18 protein-coding genes and 1 other annotated feature are annotated in these 15,172 nt (G+C 36.0%); of the genes, 3 read left to right on the top strand and 15 right to left on the bottom strand.

Annotated elements, in window-relative coordinates:
* Nucleotide 1: 1 nt before the first annotated feature.
* From RTP99_RS18695 to RTP99_RS18670, 6 genes are all read right to left on the bottom strand, one after another.
* Nucleotides 2-1,633 carry a YceG family protein gene (locus RTP99_RS18695; protein WP_000492880.1) on the bottom strand — a complete coding sequence of 544 codons (1,632 nt, stop codon included), beginning with the start codon at nt 1,631-1,633 and terminating at the stop codon, nt 2-4.
* Between the two features lie 107 nt (nt 1,634-1,740).
* Nucleotides 1,741-2,532, bottom strand: a complete 792-nt coding sequence (locus RTP99_RS18690) for a TerC family protein (protein WP_000025691.1) — start codon at nt 2,530-2,532, stop codon at nt 1,741-1,743.
* Between the two features lie 72 nt (nt 2,533-2,604).
* Complete coding sequence (locus tag RTP99_RS18685) at nt 2,605-3,183, bottom strand: TerD family protein (protein WP_001007530.1); 579 nt, start codon at nt 3,181-3,183, stop codon at nt 2,605-2,607.
* 79 nt (nt 3,184-3,262) lie between these two features.
* The gene (locus RTP99_RS18680) at nt 3,263-3,847 is read right to left on the bottom strand and encodes a TerD family protein (RefSeq protein ID WP_000146721.1); all 585 of its coding nucleotides are present in this window, start codon (nt 3,845-3,847) and stop codon (nt 3,263-3,265) included.
* A gap of 23 nt (nt 3,848-3,870) precedes the next feature.
* Entirely contained in the window at nt 3,871-4,467 is a 597-nt protein-coding gene (locus tag RTP99_RS18675; protein WP_001121593.1) for a TerD family protein, read from the bottom strand.
* Nucleotides 4,468-4,595: 128 nt separating this feature from the next.
* Nucleotides 4,596-5,474, bottom strand: a complete 879-nt coding sequence (locus tag RTP99_RS18670) for an ROK family protein (RefSeq protein WP_000666136.1) — start codon at nt 5,472-5,474, stop codon at nt 4,596-4,598.
* Between the two features lie 202 nt (nt 5,475-5,676).
* Here RTP99_RS18670 and RTP99_RS18665 point away from each other — a divergent pair, with 202 nt between their 5' ends.
* A complete protein-coding gene (locus tag RTP99_RS18665) occupies nt 5,677-6,561 on the top strand; it encodes an LPXTG cell wall anchor domain-containing protein (protein ID WP_061529201.1) in 885 nt (294 codons plus the stop codon).
* 117 nt (nt 6,562-6,678) lie between these two features.
* Here the strand turns inward: RTP99_RS18665 and proS are convergent, their stop codons facing one another.
* Entirely contained in the window at nt 6,679-8,109 is a 1,431-nt protein-coding gene (gene proS / locus RTP99_RS18660) for a proline--tRNA ligase (protein WP_001040948.1), read from the bottom strand.
* A gap of 47 nt (nt 8,110-8,156) precedes the next feature.
* Nucleotides 8,157-8,363 (bottom strand) — a binding site (T-box leader).
* Between the two features lie 94 nt (nt 8,364-8,457).
* Nucleotides 8,458-8,751, bottom strand: coding sequence for a YesK-like family protein (locus tag RTP99_RS18655; RefSeq protein ID WP_000364817.1), 294 nt, complete (start codon nt 8,749-8,751; stop codon nt 8,458-8,460).
* A 154-nt stretch (nt 8,752-8,905) separates the two neighbouring features.
* Here RTP99_RS18655 and RTP99_RS18650 point away from each other — a divergent pair, with 154 nt between their 5' ends.
* Together RTP99_RS18650 and RTP99_RS18645 are read left to right on the top strand one after the other, a co-directional pair.
* On the top strand, nt 8,906-10,219 hold the full coding sequence (locus tag RTP99_RS18650; RefSeq protein WP_000356447.1) for an alkaline phosphatase family protein: 1,314 nt from the start codon (nt 8,906-8,908) through the stop codon (nt 10,217-10,219).
* 108 nt (nt 10,220-10,327) lie between these two features.
* Nucleotides 10,328-11,611, top strand: a complete 1,284-nt coding sequence (locus tag RTP99_RS18645; protein ID WP_000738829.1) for an MFS transporter — start codon at nt 10,328-10,330, stop codon at nt 11,609-11,611.
* Nucleotides 11,612-11,647: 36 nt separating this feature from the next.
* Here RTP99_RS18645 and RTP99_RS18640 read toward each other — a convergent pair whose 3' ends face one another.
* The 7 genes from RTP99_RS18640 to RTP99_RS18610 form a co-directional block, all read right to left on the bottom strand.
* Nucleotides 11,648-12,040, bottom strand: a complete 393-nt coding sequence (locus RTP99_RS18640; protein ID WP_000514013.1) for a hypothetical protein — start codon at nt 12,038-12,040, stop codon at nt 11,648-11,650.
* Nucleotides 12,041-12,052: 12 nt separating this feature from the next.
* Entirely contained in the window at nt 12,053-12,304 is a 252-nt protein-coding gene (locus RTP99_RS18635) for a helix-turn-helix transcriptional regulator (protein ID WP_001974760.1), read from the bottom strand.
* A gap of 56 nt (nt 12,305-12,360) precedes the next feature.
* Nucleotides 12,361-13,593, bottom strand: a complete 1,233-nt coding sequence (locus RTP99_RS18630; RefSeq protein ID WP_000992575.1) for an MFS transporter — start codon at nt 13,591-13,593, stop codon at nt 12,361-12,363.
* Nucleotides 13,594-13,658: 65 nt separating this feature from the next.
* A complete protein-coding gene (locus RTP99_RS18625) occupies nt 13,659-14,240 on the bottom strand; it encodes a TetR/AcrR family transcriptional regulator (RefSeq protein ID WP_001254445.1) in 582 nt (193 codons plus the stop codon).
* An 81-nt stretch (nt 14,241-14,321) separates the two neighbouring features.
* Entirely contained in the window at nt 14,322-14,465 is a 144-nt protein-coding gene (locus RTP99_RS18620) for a hypothetical protein (protein ID WP_000439128.1), read from the bottom strand.
* Between the two features lie 127 nt (nt 14,466-14,592).
* Nucleotides 14,593-14,844, bottom strand: coding sequence for a hypothetical protein (locus tag RTP99_RS18615; protein ID WP_000394354.1), 252 nt, complete (start codon nt 14,842-14,844; stop codon nt 14,593-14,595).
* 13 nt (nt 14,845-14,857) lie between these two features.
* Nucleotides 14,858-15,172 (bottom strand): thioredoxin family protein, encoded by a 315-nt coding sequence (locus RTP99_RS18610; RefSeq protein ID WP_001091337.1) that lies wholly within the window; start codon nt 15,170-15,172, stop codon nt 14,858-14,860.

Raw genomic sequence — 15,172 nt, 5'->3', positions numbered from 1 at the left:
CTTATAAAAATGGACGAAATAGTCCTTTTATTGTTTGTGATAAATTTTTATAGGCTGATGAACCATGAAACTCAAGATCGAAATTAACCTCTTCAAGCCAATGTGAATCAAATGCCCCAGCTTCAATATACGGTTCAATATCGTTTCTTCCCGTTGGATTGAAATGGAATACATCTACTCCAATTTGATTTAAAAATAGTAATAAAACAGCATCAGAACGAGTTAACTCTCCACTCTTCTCATTATTAAATATAACAATTTTCGGTACATCTTGTGAATAATCAAATTTCTCAAGCTGTTCTAAAATATTCGGTGGTATTTGAGAAAGTTGCGCGAAAACATATAGCGCTACATCTTGTTTCGTCTCTTTTGCAATTGGTTTACACATTTCACTTTCACACGTATGGATAATCGCTTCTGCAATACCATGTTGTAATCCTTCTGGCAATCGTTTATGCGGCCACCAATGACTGTTCATAATTAAATCTGGATGCAATTTCCCTCCGCGGTCTAATGCATCTCGATAATGGTATTGGAAATTTGCTTTTTGTTCTTTCGTAAACGGAAATGTATTAATTAATAAACTGTTATCAAATGATGTAACAGCCTTTAATCGCTGAAAATACTCTTTATCATTCTTTGAAACACCTGATATTTTCGCAAATAGGGATGGAATATAAATGTGTTTATTTTCAACAAAGAATGTCGGGCGTACAAACGCCTTTTCTTTCGTAATTAAAAATAGTTCATCGTATGTTGTTTTTAATGTACGTGCTACAGGTGTATATGAACGGAATTGCCACGGCTTGTATAATAGTGAATTATCGTGGTGAAGTACTTGTTCAATTTCTTTTGAAGCTTGATATGCCACTGTTGCAACACGCTCGCGGCGGCGATCTGGAAATGGCTCAAGAGAAATGCGACTTGGATGAGACACAATAAAACTTCTTCCTTCCTCATCAACATTCTCAAATCCATCTTTTCCTTCTGGGTGATAATAAAGTACATCGCAGCCGAGCATAATAAGAAAGTATAAGAAATATATACGGCTTTCCTGTGCATCACCGTACCAAACGATACGTGGCATTTGTTTCTTATAGTTAATCGTAGAGAACCACTTCGCTACGTAATTTTCGCTTAATTTAATCATGTCGATTAAGAAACGACGGAAGCCTTCTGTCTTTAGAGATTGATTATGTTGTTTCTCATATAATTTCAATACAGAAATAAATGTTGTATGTATATAATGCTGTAAATCCGGATTGTCTACTTTCGGTAAAAGTTGTTTCCCAGATAAGTGTGCCACTAGCCTATTTACTGTTAGACCATTTGGTGCTTCTTGATGTAATCCGAACACCTCTTGAATGTGACGAAGCTTTTCTGAATCAATCACTTTATTTAAATTTTGTTCGTGTAAAACTTCAATTCCTTTCGCTTCACTATAATCAAATAATTCATTGAAATATTCATCTACATCATTAGGAACGCCAAGGATTCGACATGCTATATAACTAAATTTCATCTCATTCTCTGTCAGCTCATATTGTGGACGTTTTTCTAAAAGCGTTTCAAATTGCTTTACATCTGATTCATCTTTTAATGCATATGGTTGAAGTGTAAAACGTGAAAACACAACAGTTCACCTCCAAAAACATTTACTTTTTCTAAGTCTTTCTTCTATTATAAACTATTTTTGGTTATAAAAAATGGGCGCTCGCAAAACGAGCAAACCCATTTCAATTATTTATTGTCTTCTTTAGTAGCAGCAACTTCTTCTTTAGCTTGTCCAGAATTCTTCACGTAGTGAAGTACAAATGTTGCTCCAAATGCTACAACTAAAATAACGAAGAACAATGTATGGCTTATTTCAATATGAATAACAGACAATAGCATTTTTGTTGCAATAATTAAGATTAAAATATATGCTGTCGTTTCAAGTTCTGGGATACGCTCTAACAACTTTAAGAATACACCAGCGATACCACGCATCATTAAAATACCGAGCATTCCGCCTAACAATAGAATCCAAACTTCATTTGATACACCAAATGCAGCAAGTACACTATCTACAGAGAACGCGATATCCATTAATTCGACCATCGCAACCGTTCCCCAGAAGACACCAAACATTCTGAAGAGAATACTGTTTTGGTTCATACCATGAGCTTCCTCTTCTTCTGCATTACCTTTTCTTTTATCAATAAAGTATTTAATTGAAAGCCAAGCTAAGTAAAGTGCACCTAACACTTTTACCCATGCTAATTTAATTAAGAACATTCCAATTCCAATCGCAATAAAGCGGAATAAATACGCTCCAATAAGTCCATAGAATAAAGCCTTTTTACGCTTCTCTTCTGGAAGGTGTTTTACCATTACCGCTAACACAAGTGCGTTATCAGCAGATAGTAATCCTTCAAGTACAACAAGTGTACCTATTAATCCCCACGATACTGGATCTTGCAACACTTTAATCCACATGTCCAAGTCGAAAAACTGAGCATACGTATCAAGGATTCCTTGCAAAATACTCATCTTACCTATATCCCCTATTCTTTGCTAGATTTATAGAAAGGTCAAAAAAAGGAAACGAATATCGTTTCCTTTCTATGCATCCAAGCCATACGCTCTTACAAGCGCACCTAAACCACCTTGGAATCCACTTCCTACTGCATTAAACTTCCACTGTCCATTATGACGATATAATTCACAAAAGACAACTGCTGTTTCGATAGAGAAATCTTCCCCTAAATCGAAGCGAAGAACTTCTTCATTCGTTTCTTCATTTGCTAAACGAACGAAAGCATTTCCTACTTGTCCAAAGTTTTGACTACGACCTTCCGCATCATAAATCGTAACTGTAATAGCAATTTTGTGCACATCTGCTGGAACTTTCTTCAAATCTACAACAAGTTGCTCATCGTCGCCTTCACCTTCACCCGTTCGGTTATCACCTGTATGTAAAACTGATCCACAAGGAGACTGTAAATTATTATAGAAAATAAAATCAGTTTCCTTCGTACATTTTCCGTTCATATCTAATAAAAAGGCAGATGCATCTAAATCGAAATCAGCTCCACCATCATAAGACTTAATATCCCACCCAAGACCAATTACTGCTTTTGTTAAGCCAGGGCTTGTTTTACCTAAATCGATTTTCTGTCCTTTTTGTAACTGAATAGCCATTTATATTCACCTCTATATTTTTATCTAAAAAATATATCCATCAGTAAACATGCATTTCATCGATGGATATATTAATCTATTACTCTACATCTAAACCAAAGTTATTACATAGAGACGCTAATCCACCTTGGAATCCACTTCCGATTGCATTGAACTTCCAATCACCTGCATGGCGGTATAATTCGCCTACTACAACAGCTGTTTCAATGGAGAAATCTTCTCCTAAATCGTAACGAATTAACTCTGCATTCTTTTCTTCATCTACAATACGTACGAATGAGTTAGAAACTTGACCAAAGTTTTGGCTACGGCCTTCTCCATCGTAAATTGTGATTGTGAAACAAATACGTTCGATATGTGCAGGTACATTTTTCAAATCTACTTTAATCGCTTCGTCATCGCCTTCGCCTTCACCCGTTCTGTTATCTCCTAAATGCTCTACAGCACCATTCGCGCCTTTTGGGTTATTATAGAAAACGAAATCCTCTGCGCCTGAAACTTTACCGTTCGCACCTACTAAAAAGATACTAACATCTAAATCAAAATCAGCTTGTCCATCATAACGATTCGTATCCCAGCCAAGCCCTACAAGTACTTTTGATAAACCTGGATTTGTTTTTGTTAAATCTACCTTTTGTCCCTTTTTTAAAGAAATAGATGCCATTTTAAATTCCTCCTTAGTTTATCCTATTGATAACGTGATACAATCTCACTTAAGTTTTTATCTTGTGTGCCTTCTCCAACTGCTGAAAACTTCCACTCATTTTCGTATCGATACATTTCTCCTGCAATTAAAGTTGTTTTACTAGCATAGTTTTCTGATAAATTATAACGTGCTAATTCCTCACCTGTATGAGGATTTTGAATACGAATGTAAGCATTACGAATCATACCAAAGTCTTGACGTCTGTTTACACAATCATAAATATTTACAACGAATACTAAACGGTTAATACGACTTGGGACTTTATGCAATTCTACAAAGATTGTTTCATCGTCACCTTCGCCTTCACCTGTTAAATTATCTCCTGAATGAATAATACTACCACAAGTAGAAAGTTTGTTTCCGAAGTATACTAAATCGTTTTTATTAACAAAACGATCTCCTTCTAACATAACAACAGATGCATCACAATCTACATTTGGTTTACTTCCAAATAATGAAGACAGAAACCCACCTGATTGCCCAATTGGATCCCAGCCTAAGCCAACCTGTAGTTTTGCTACTTTTGGTTGTCCTTTCGTTAAATCGATCTTTTGACCTTTTTCTAAAATAATAGGCATGCAGTTTCTTCCTTTCTACAAAGCATTTTCCAAGACGGAAAATATTGTATTCTTCCCTTATATTGTAGCATTATTTACCTAGTGATAAAAAGGATAAATTCTCAGTTATATGAAAACATTCATATAATTTACTTATGATGATGTAAGAAGTGGTAAATAGCACCAACCATTCCTGCACAATTACCGTTTTGCGCAAGTTCAATCTCACAATTACTATAAATCTCTTTATTTAAGTATTTACTGACCTCTTCTTTTACTTCTTTTAAAAACTCATTTCCCCTATCAGTAATTCCTCCACCTATAACAATCACTTCTGGATTAAAAATATAAGCAAGGTTACTAATTCCAATCGCTAAATGTTTAAAGAAAACCTCAACTGCTTGGGTAACTTCCCTATCACCTTTATCATACAGTTCGAAAATCTTTTTTCCATTCCAATCACTTTCATCTTTATATTTTCGCACAAGACGAATTAACCCTGAAATGGAAGCGATCTCTTCAAACGGCTTTCCTTCTATTAACATATTTCCCCATTCGCCAGCACTAAACAAATGCCCTCTATATAACTCTCCATCTATAAAAATTGCTCCTCCAATACCAGTTCCAAGGGTGAGCATAATAAAGTTTTCTTTCTCTCTTGCACTACCATTCCACTTTTCTCCGAACGCTGCACAATTCACATCATTATCAATGGATACAGGAACTTTTAATACCTCTTGCAATCTATTAATAATAGGAATCGTACTATAACCTGGAATATGATCCGCACCTCCCGTCACAATCCCTTTATTAACGTCAACAATTCCCGCAGTACTAATGCCAATTCCCGAAATCGTATGTTTACCCATTAAATTTTTTGATAAAAGAATGAGTTTTTGAATGATTTGTTCCCCGCCCAAATGAATTTCTGTTGGAACTGTTTTATGCTTTAGTACTGTTCCTGTTTCTGAAACAATTCCATATTTAATTTGTGTACCACCAATATCAAATGCAATATACTCTTTCATCTGCTGTCACTTCCTCTACTGTAATGGGTGTGAAATTCCCATCACTCTACTATTATAAAGAATTTACACTCACTCTTTTCTCTCTTTAGAAATATACCACCTTTTTCTATATATAGTTTTTTTTGCATAAAACTCTTTTTCCTATGAAATATTACAAAGAGATGTATTTTAGATGGAATATTAATGTTTCAGGAGGAAATCAATGACGAAAATTTTCATTTTAGCATCAACTCTTTCTTTATCTTTTTTTAGTGGTTTAAATATCGGTAATGCAGCAACAGAAAACTTCTCTCCAGTAACAAATGCGATTGTACAAAATAACGATCATTTCGCAGAAGGTAACTCAAAAGATAATAATAAGCCACCAGGAAACGATGGTTCTCAGGACGATAGTGATTCTGGTGGCAACGGTTCCGATGGTAGCGGTTCTGGTGACAATGGCTCTGGTGGCAACGGCTCTGGTGGCAACGGCTCTGGTGACAATGGCTCTGGTGGCAACGGCTCTGGCGGCAATGGCTCTAGCGGCAACGACTCTAGCGGCAACGGCTCTGGCGGCAACGGCTCTGGCGGCAACGGCTCTGGCGGCAACGGCTCTGGCGGCAACGGCTCTGGCGGCAATGGCTCTAGCGGCAACGGTTCTGATGGCAGTGGTTCTGGCGGTAACGGTTCTGGCGGCAACGACTCTGGCGGCAACGGCTCTGGCGGCAATGGCTCTGGCGGCAGTGGTTCTGACGGTAACGGTTCTGGTGGCAGCGACTCTGGTGGCAGCGGCTCTAGCGGCAACGGTTCTGGCGGCAGTGGTTCTGACGGTAACGGTTCTGGTGGCAGCGGCTCTGGCGGCAATCGTGGTAAAGGCGATAGCAGTTCTCAAGGGGGAAATGACTCTCATGGAGGTAACCGTGGTAAAGGCGATAGCAGTTCTCAAGGAGGAAATGGCTCTCAAGGTGGTAACGTAAAAGATAACGCGAAAAAACAAGGCGATAAGTTACCGAATACTGCAACACATTATCCTGCATCTATTTTAATGGGACTTTCAACATTCCTAATTGGTATGTTACTATTCATTCGCCGTAAAAACGCAAAATAAAAACATATCCTTCCATCTTAAAAATACATGAAACAAATTGTAAAACTAAAAAGGACTTTGGATTGCATTTTATTATGCAGCCCAAAGTCCTTTTCATCTTTCCTATCCAAAAGAGCATTAATACGCTTTTCCCCAATACACCATTTGCTTAGCTTCTTTACCACAACAAATACATTCGTTAGCTAAATGCTCTTGCTCAAAAGGCATACAGCGAGAAGATACTCCGACTTCTTCTTTTAATTTCTCTTCACAAGCTAGTTCCCCGCACCACATCGCCTTAATAAATCCTTGCTTTTCATCAGCTACTTTTTTCATCTCTTCAAACTTCGTCACACTATACGTATTTTCATCACGAAATACTTTTGCTTTATTAAATAAAGAGTTATGAATTTCCTCAAGTAGTGCTGGAATGCGTTCTTCTAATTGCTCCATTGCTATAAACTCTTTTTCCTTCGTATCTCTTCTTACGAGTACAACTTGATTCTTTTCGATATCTTTCGGACCAACTTCTAATCGAATTGGAATTCCCTTCATTTCATACTCATTAAATTTCCAACCAGGTGTTTTATTGCTAGCATCTATTTTTACTCGTGCAACCTTTTGAATATGTTCTTGTAACTCTGTTGCTTTCGCTAAAACGCCTTCTTTATGCTGAGCAATCGGTACAATAACAACTTGCACTGGTGCGACTTTAGGAGGCATTACAAGCCCATTATTATCACTATGAACCATAATCAGTCCACCTATCATTCTCGCTGATACGCCCCAAGATGTTTGGTGTACATATTGCCACTTACCGTTACGATCTAAAAATTTAATATCAAATGCTTCAGAGAAATTCGTTCCAAAGTTATGGGATGTTCCCGTTTGAAGTGCTTTCCCATCATGCATTAAGCTTTCAATTGTATAAGTTGCCTTTGCGCCCGCAAATTTTTCTTTTTCTGTTTTTTGTCCTTTAATTACTGGTATTGCTAAGTAGTCTTCACAGAAAGAAGCATATAGATTTAAAATATTTAATGTTTCAGCTTGAGATTCTTCTGCTGTTTCATGAATTGTATGACCCTCTTGCCATAAGAATTCCGTTGTACGAAGAAATGGCCTCGTTGTCTTTTCCCAACGAACTACTGAACACCACTGATTATATAACTTTGGCAAATCATTATAGGATTGCACAATTTTTGAAAAATGCTCACAGAATAAAGTTTCGGATGTAGGGCGTATACAAAGTCTTTCTGCTAACTTTTCATCCCCACCATGTGTCACCCATGCTACTTCAGGAGCAAATCCTTCTACATGATCCTTCTCTTTTTGTAATAAGCTCTCTGGGATAAACATTGGCATATACACATTTTCATGACCAGTTGCTTTTAACTTCTCATCCATCACTTTCTGCATATTTTCCCATAAGGCATAGCCGTACGGGCGTAGAATCATACATCCTTTTACACTTGAATAATCAACAAGTTCTGCTTTTTTTACAATATCTGTGTACCACTGTGCAAAGTCCTCTTCCATCTTCGTAATCGCTTGTACTTGTTCTTTTGCCATAGTCAGTCTTCCTCCTTCTAGAAAATACAAAAAAGCCCGCGCCCCTAAATAGGGACCGAGCTTTGCCGGCGTTACCACCCTGATTCATGCACAAAAATTGTGCATGCTCTCTTTTTGATAACGGGAAATTCCCGCTGCATATGCAGAACGCAAAGGTAGGTTCCATATCGCCTTTTTAAGAATCTTTCAGCCTGACGGATTCTCTCTCTGCTAAAAAGGTTGAACATGTACTAGTCCTTTTTCATCGTTATAACGAAGTAAATTTGTTGAATATCATAATATAAATTTCACCCTAAAACAAGAGTGAATTTTCTTATTTTTTATATATTCTTTTCATTTTTTACAGTTTTATACGTAGCTTTTTCTCGTAATTTTCACAAGTTGATGTGCAATCATACCGATAAGTGTACCGAGTAGGACGAAGAAACCAATAAATCCATATCCCATTCCTTCCCATCCACCAATAACCATCATTGTAACGGGAAAGGATGCTAAGCAAAGAAGTATTAAACTAAGTGCAAATATAATATCAAACTGCTTGTCTGGAAACCGTTTCTTTAGTAAATACGAAATAGCAAATACAAGAATAATTGTGATTCCACCAATGATGTAAAAGATACTAAATCCATCTAGCAAATCCACATTATTCCCTCCTTTCATTCATTCCCTTATACTTAATTATATGTTTAATTTTTCTGAAAATAAATAATAAATTTTATTTAAAAACATATTTTTATTACTAGGTATTAATAGTAATATATAGTAATAGGTTTCATATAATTAGGAGGATTACTTTATGGATAAAGCATTAACGAATCGTGTCATCATTTTATCATTCGACTGTTTATCAGCTTTAGATTTTCCTATACTACAAAAATTACCTCATTTCCAATCTCTAATCAAAAAGGGTACGGTTGTCGAAAAAGTAGAGCCCATCTATCCTTCTGTAACCTATCCAAGTCACTCAACAATCGTAACTGGTAATTACCCTAATAAACATGGCGTAGTTAGCAATACGTTACTTCAACCTGGACGTGAATCACCCGATTGGCATTGGTACCGAAAATCAATACAAGGAACAACATTATATGATGAAGCACATAAAGCAAATTTAACGACAGCTGCCCTTCTATGGCCTGTTACTGGCAGAGCAAATATTGATTACAATTTACCAGAAATCTTTCCAAATAGACCGTGGCAAAATCAAGTTTTAGTTTCATTATTTAGCGGTAGCCCGCTATATCAATTAGATTTAAATCGTCGTTTCGGCCATATACGAAATGGATTGTCACAACCTGAACTCGATGATTTCGTACTTGCTTCTGCTGTGCATACAATCCAGACAAAAAAGCCTAATGTCATGTTTGTACATTTCACCGATTTAGACACCCAAAGACACTATCACGGCTTTGAATCAAAAGAAACAATAGCCGCAATTCATAGACATGATGAGCGACTAGGGAAAATTATTCAAGCTTTAAAAGACAGTGGACTATACGAAGAGAGCACCATTATCGCTCTTGGTGATCATAGCGCTTTAAGTGAAAGCAAAGCCATTCAATTAAATGTACTATTTCATCAAAAAGGGCTTATCTCTATAAATTCAAAAGGAAAATTAGTAGACTGGAATGCTTATTGCCAAAGTTGCGATGGGTCCGCCTATGTATATGTGAAAGACAAAAACGATACCGATACAATTCGAGAAGTACAACTACTCCTTGAAGAACTGCTTCAAAATAAACAAAACGGTATTGAATTTATACTTCATGATGAGGATGCGAAGGAATGCGGTGCAGATGGCAATTGTTTATTTATGTTGGAAGCACGAGAAGGGTATTATTTCACTGAAAACTATATAGGAGATTTTATAAAAGAAATTACTGAAAAAGATGTTACGCCTAGTAAAAAATATACATTTGGTACGCATGGATACTCTCCAACAAAACCTAACTATGAAACAATTTTTATAGCTGCCGGGAAAGGAATAAAAAGCGGCATTACCATACCGCATATGAGACTTATTGATGAAGGCCCAACTATCGCTAGACTACTCGGTTTACACTTAGGTGAAACAGACGGATCAATTGTAGAGGATTTACTCCAATTGTAAAGAACTGTGTATATATGTAAAAGTTATGTAAAATTCATCATTGTTTCTCTTTTTATAATTTTTATTTTTGTACACTGTTAGTAGAACAAATTTGAGGGGGAACATTATATGAAAAAAATGTCCAGACAAGAAAAAAGCTGGATATTATACGATTGGGCGAACTCCGTATATTCGCTCGTCATTACAACCGCATTATTCCCAATTTACTTTAAAGCAGCTGCAAAGGAAGCCGGGTTATCTGGTGCAACTTCAACAGCATATTGGGGATATGCAAACTCGTTCGCAACACTTTTAATTTCTATACTTGCTCCTATTCTCGGCACAGTTGCTGATTATAAAGGATTTAAAAAAAGATTTTTCACATTCTTCTTTGGACTCGGTATCGTATTTACAAGTATGCTAGCAGTCGTTCCAACATCTCAGTGGTACTTATTACTAGGATGCTATATGCTCGCATTAGTCGGTTTTGCTGGAGCAAACATTTTTTATGATGCATTTTTAGTAGATGTCACTTCTGAAGATAGAATGGATCGAATTTCTACGAGAGGTTTCGCTTTAGGCTATATTGGGAGTACTATTCCATTTATCGGTTGTATCACTCTTATCATTCTTGCTCAAAAAGGAACTATCCCTTTATCAGTTGGCATTGCTAGTCAAATTTCATTTGCAATCACAGCTCTTTGGTGGGGATTATTTACAATTCCAATGCTAAAAAACGTAGAACAAACGCACTATATTGAACGTCACCCAAGACCAATTACAATGAGCTTCAAACGCCTTGCTGATACTTTTAAAAATATTAAAGAATATAAAACGGTCTTTATGTTCTTAATTGCTTACTTTTTCTATATTGATGGGGTCGATACAATTATTACTATGTCCACCGCTTACGGAACAGACCTCGGTATTAGTGCAACAAATCTATTAATCATATTATTCGTCACACAAATTGTAGCTTGTCCATTCGCTTTATTGTACGGAAAACTATCGGAGACATTTACCGGTAAAAAAATGCTATATGTCGGTATTATTATTTATATCATTATCTGCACATATGCTTATTTCTTAAAAACGACACTCGATTTCTGGATTTTAGCAATGTTAGTTGCCACTTCTCAGGGCGGGATTCAAGCACTTAGTCGTTCCTATTTTGCAAAACTAGTACCTAAAGAATCGGCAAATGAATTCTTCGGATTTTATAATATATTTGGCAAGTTTGCCGCGATTATGGGTCCAGTATTAGTCGGTGTTACAACGCAATTAACGGGAAAAACAAACGCCGGTGTCCTTAGTATTATTGTGTTGTTTATTATCGGTGGATTTTTATTAACTAAGGTCCCTGAAAATAATACATCCGTTACACCACCTAGTCCAAAAACTAAAATGCTATAAGAAGAAGATCCTCTTCATGCAAGAAGAGGATCTTTTTTATCTATAACGTCTTACAATTAAAAACTCAACAGCTGGCTTTACAACTATCGCAGCACATAACGCAAACAAAAGCGGTATGTTATGAAAATCAATCCATCTATTAAACCCTACCGATGCGAAAAACAAGCCAAAAATTAATACAATGAGTACATAATATGTAACATTGGCACTTGTTTTTAATACATGTTTTTCTAAATCCTCTTTCTCCCCAGTATCCCCTTCAACGCTATGTGATGCCAAACTTTTAAATAGATAATGTAACGCGATGCTACAAATAAATAGTGCATACCAGTTTACTTGAAGTTCAGTTAACCAATAGTAAAGTGCAAACACTAACGTACCTATAGCCACTAATACAGTAACGAAAAGGCTTATTTTCTCTTTCCCCAACAACTACTCCCCCTACTGCTTGTACAAAAATAGTTTATCAACAGTTGTTCCTAATACTTCCGCTAAACGAAAAGCTAATGCTAAGCTTGGATCATATTTATTATTCTCAATTGCATTTATCGTCTGTCTTGAAACTTTACACTTATCAGCTAATGCACCTTGTGAAATATTATTCTCAGTGCGTAATTCATAAATTTGATTTTTCACATCTTTTCTCCTAACATGTAAAATCGTTTTTACAACATTAGTATATAGTCGGTACATTTCATTGTCAAAAGACTGTCACAAGAAAAGGGAGCTATTCAGCTCCCTTACAATGGTTATTTCGAGGCTAATGAATTTGTTAGTTCCTCTTTATTAGCGACATCCCCTTTATTTATTTGCATGCGTAGAACTGGCCCTATCGCAAATAAAATAAGTGCCATCGCTATACAAAATACAGTAACTAATGAGGTCATCTCCTTTAATCCTCCAGCTATTGAAGTTCCGATTAACATTGCCCCCATAAACAGTGGTAAAATTGTTCCATTTACTCTTCCAATCATATTTTCTGGTACAAGTTGAATCATAAGCGTACCGACAACGATATTAACACAAGCTAAACAAATACCTGTTCCAAATCTCATGAAACTAGTAATCCAAAATGATGTAGATAGCCCTTCTACTAAAAACGATATCGCTAATATGCCCATACCGAATACGAACATCTTTTTCGGGTTTACTTTTGAAGCGAAAATCGCAGCAACAATACCACCAATTAACATACCTATTCCATCAGCTGCAGCTAAATATTGAACTGCTTCCTTTTCCATTCCAAGGCGTTCTATTACAAGAAACACCTCTAACGGATTCGTTAGTCCAACAGCTAAGCCCATAATGGTGAAAGTGATTGTAATCATACGTAAATTTTTCGTATGAAGAACGTATTTCCAACCCTCTTTTATATCATTTTTTAATGAATCTCTTGCCACTTGCTCTTGTTCAACCCATTTCGGTAAAAATGAAAGAGCGATAGCAGATAACAAAAATAAAATGATTAAACTATATAGCGACGTAAATAAACCAAGTTGTGTATACACAAGCGATCCTACCACTGGTCCAAAGATCAGAAATAATGACTGTAATGTTTGGTTAAATGCAATCGCATTTGCTATCTGTTCTTCTTTCACGTAGCGCTTAAATATACGCGAAGATGATGGCTGAGAGAACTGACCTACAATTGCGGAAATGAGTGTTGCAAAAAATATAGCCTCCCAATAATCCAGTTTTAACAACAGGACAATTCCTATAATAGACATTACACTTAATACATCTCCAGCAACCATCGTTCTTTTCGGATTCCAGCGATCAGCTAGCGCACCACCGATAAACGAGAAAATAAAAATAGGTGCATATTCCATAACCGATAACAATGAAACGGAAACTGGATCATTATTCGTTCGCTCCATTATGAAATACAAAAGAGCCATATTTCTAATCCAAATTGCAAATTGTTGTAAAATATCAGATGCCATAACGAGCATAAATGCTCGGTTTTTAAATAAAGCGTTCATTTTCATTCCCCTTTCATAAACCGACCGTTCGGTCTAATTTATTTTATAGAAAAGCAACTGACTTATTATTCAGCTGCCATTCCTTTTAACAATACATCTATTGCCTTTTTATAAATACGTTTCAACTCTTTATAATCTAACTCGTAGTAAAGTACTCCAAGCCCTGATAATAATCCATTCACAATATACATAAGATCGCGCGTATTATCTTCACGAAACTCTCCAGACTGTATGCCTGCTTCAATTAGTTTCTCAAACATAACATATGATTCTCTAGTTAAAGCTAATAGTTCATCCAAAATCTCTTTACTTACAACTTGGCTCATAGAGAATTCCTCTATTGCATTTGAAATTGGTTGCTGTATGTCCTCTACATGATATTCCGCGAGACCATATAATTTTTCAGTATTCGTACTATACGACTTCTCTTTTTCATTCCATTTTTCAAGCCAATCATACGTATGCTGTTTTACTACAAATAAAAATAATTCTTCTTTACTTTTAAAGTGATAATAAATACTTCCTTTACTTCGCTCTGTAATTTCACAAATCTCTTCCATAGATGTAGCTGCATAGCCCTTCTGTGAAAACAGACTTTCTGCTTTATATGCAATTTCTTTCTTTATCTCTTCTGCACTTCTTCTCATATTCACACCTCTTTAAACCGACCGTTCAGTCTAATAATAACAAATTAAAAACCTCTATCGCAAGAGGCTATATTCCTTATTTTAAAAAAACGTACTTTCAAACCATGTTCGAATCATATGTATGATTCCAATTTTAAATCCTAATTTAACAAGAAATATGCCTCCCGCAGCTACTAAAAATAACATTACTTTCCCCTTGTTTTTCACTTTCGGTTCTCTTTCCATTTCCATTCCCCTTAGTATATTAAAAATATTTAATCAAACGTTTGTTTAACTGTTTTTATGCATATGTAAACCAACTAATCAAACGTTTGTTTAAAAAGAAATACGCCCCTTATAGGGCGTATTCTCATCAATCACCGCCACCTCCGCCACCATCGCAGCTGCCTCCGCTATCTCCACCGAAAGATCCTCCACAATCATGTGAACCTCCATGCGAGCTATCATTATCAGATCCCGCAAAGAAAAATAATGGTGATGAGTTGTTAGATGAGTTATGAATGTTATTTTGTTTTGTAAGATTTACCTTCTTTTTGTTTGATCGAACTGCTGTTAAGATTGTTCCAACTACAACAAATAATAGTATGAAAATAATAAATTCCATATAAAAGCCTCCCTTATTCCTCGAATAATTGAATGGTTCTCTCTAGATTTTCAAGCGAAATGAAGCGTGATTCACGAAGAATTTCTTTTCCATTATAAAATAATAAAACTGTTGGACCTGTAAATACAGCATATCGCCCCGCAATCTCTTGCATGTCTTGTAGCAATATCTCTATTTTCTCTACGTAATTATAATTCTCTAATACGTAATTTACTTTCCTTAACATAACATCACAAACACCACAATTTTCTGTTTTAATAAACAGAAGTACTAATTGTTGTTCTTCGATATATGTCGCTAATTCTTCTATCGTTTTAAATGTATTCAT

It is taken from the genome of Bacillus sp. (in: firmicutes), assembly GCF_031983925.1.
Classification (GTDB): Bacteria; Bacillota; Bacilli; order Bacillales; family Bacillaceae_G; genus Bacillus_A; species Bacillus_A pacificus.
Note: the sequence above shows the minus strand (reverse complement) of the source record. Positions and strands in the feature narration are given on the sequence as shown.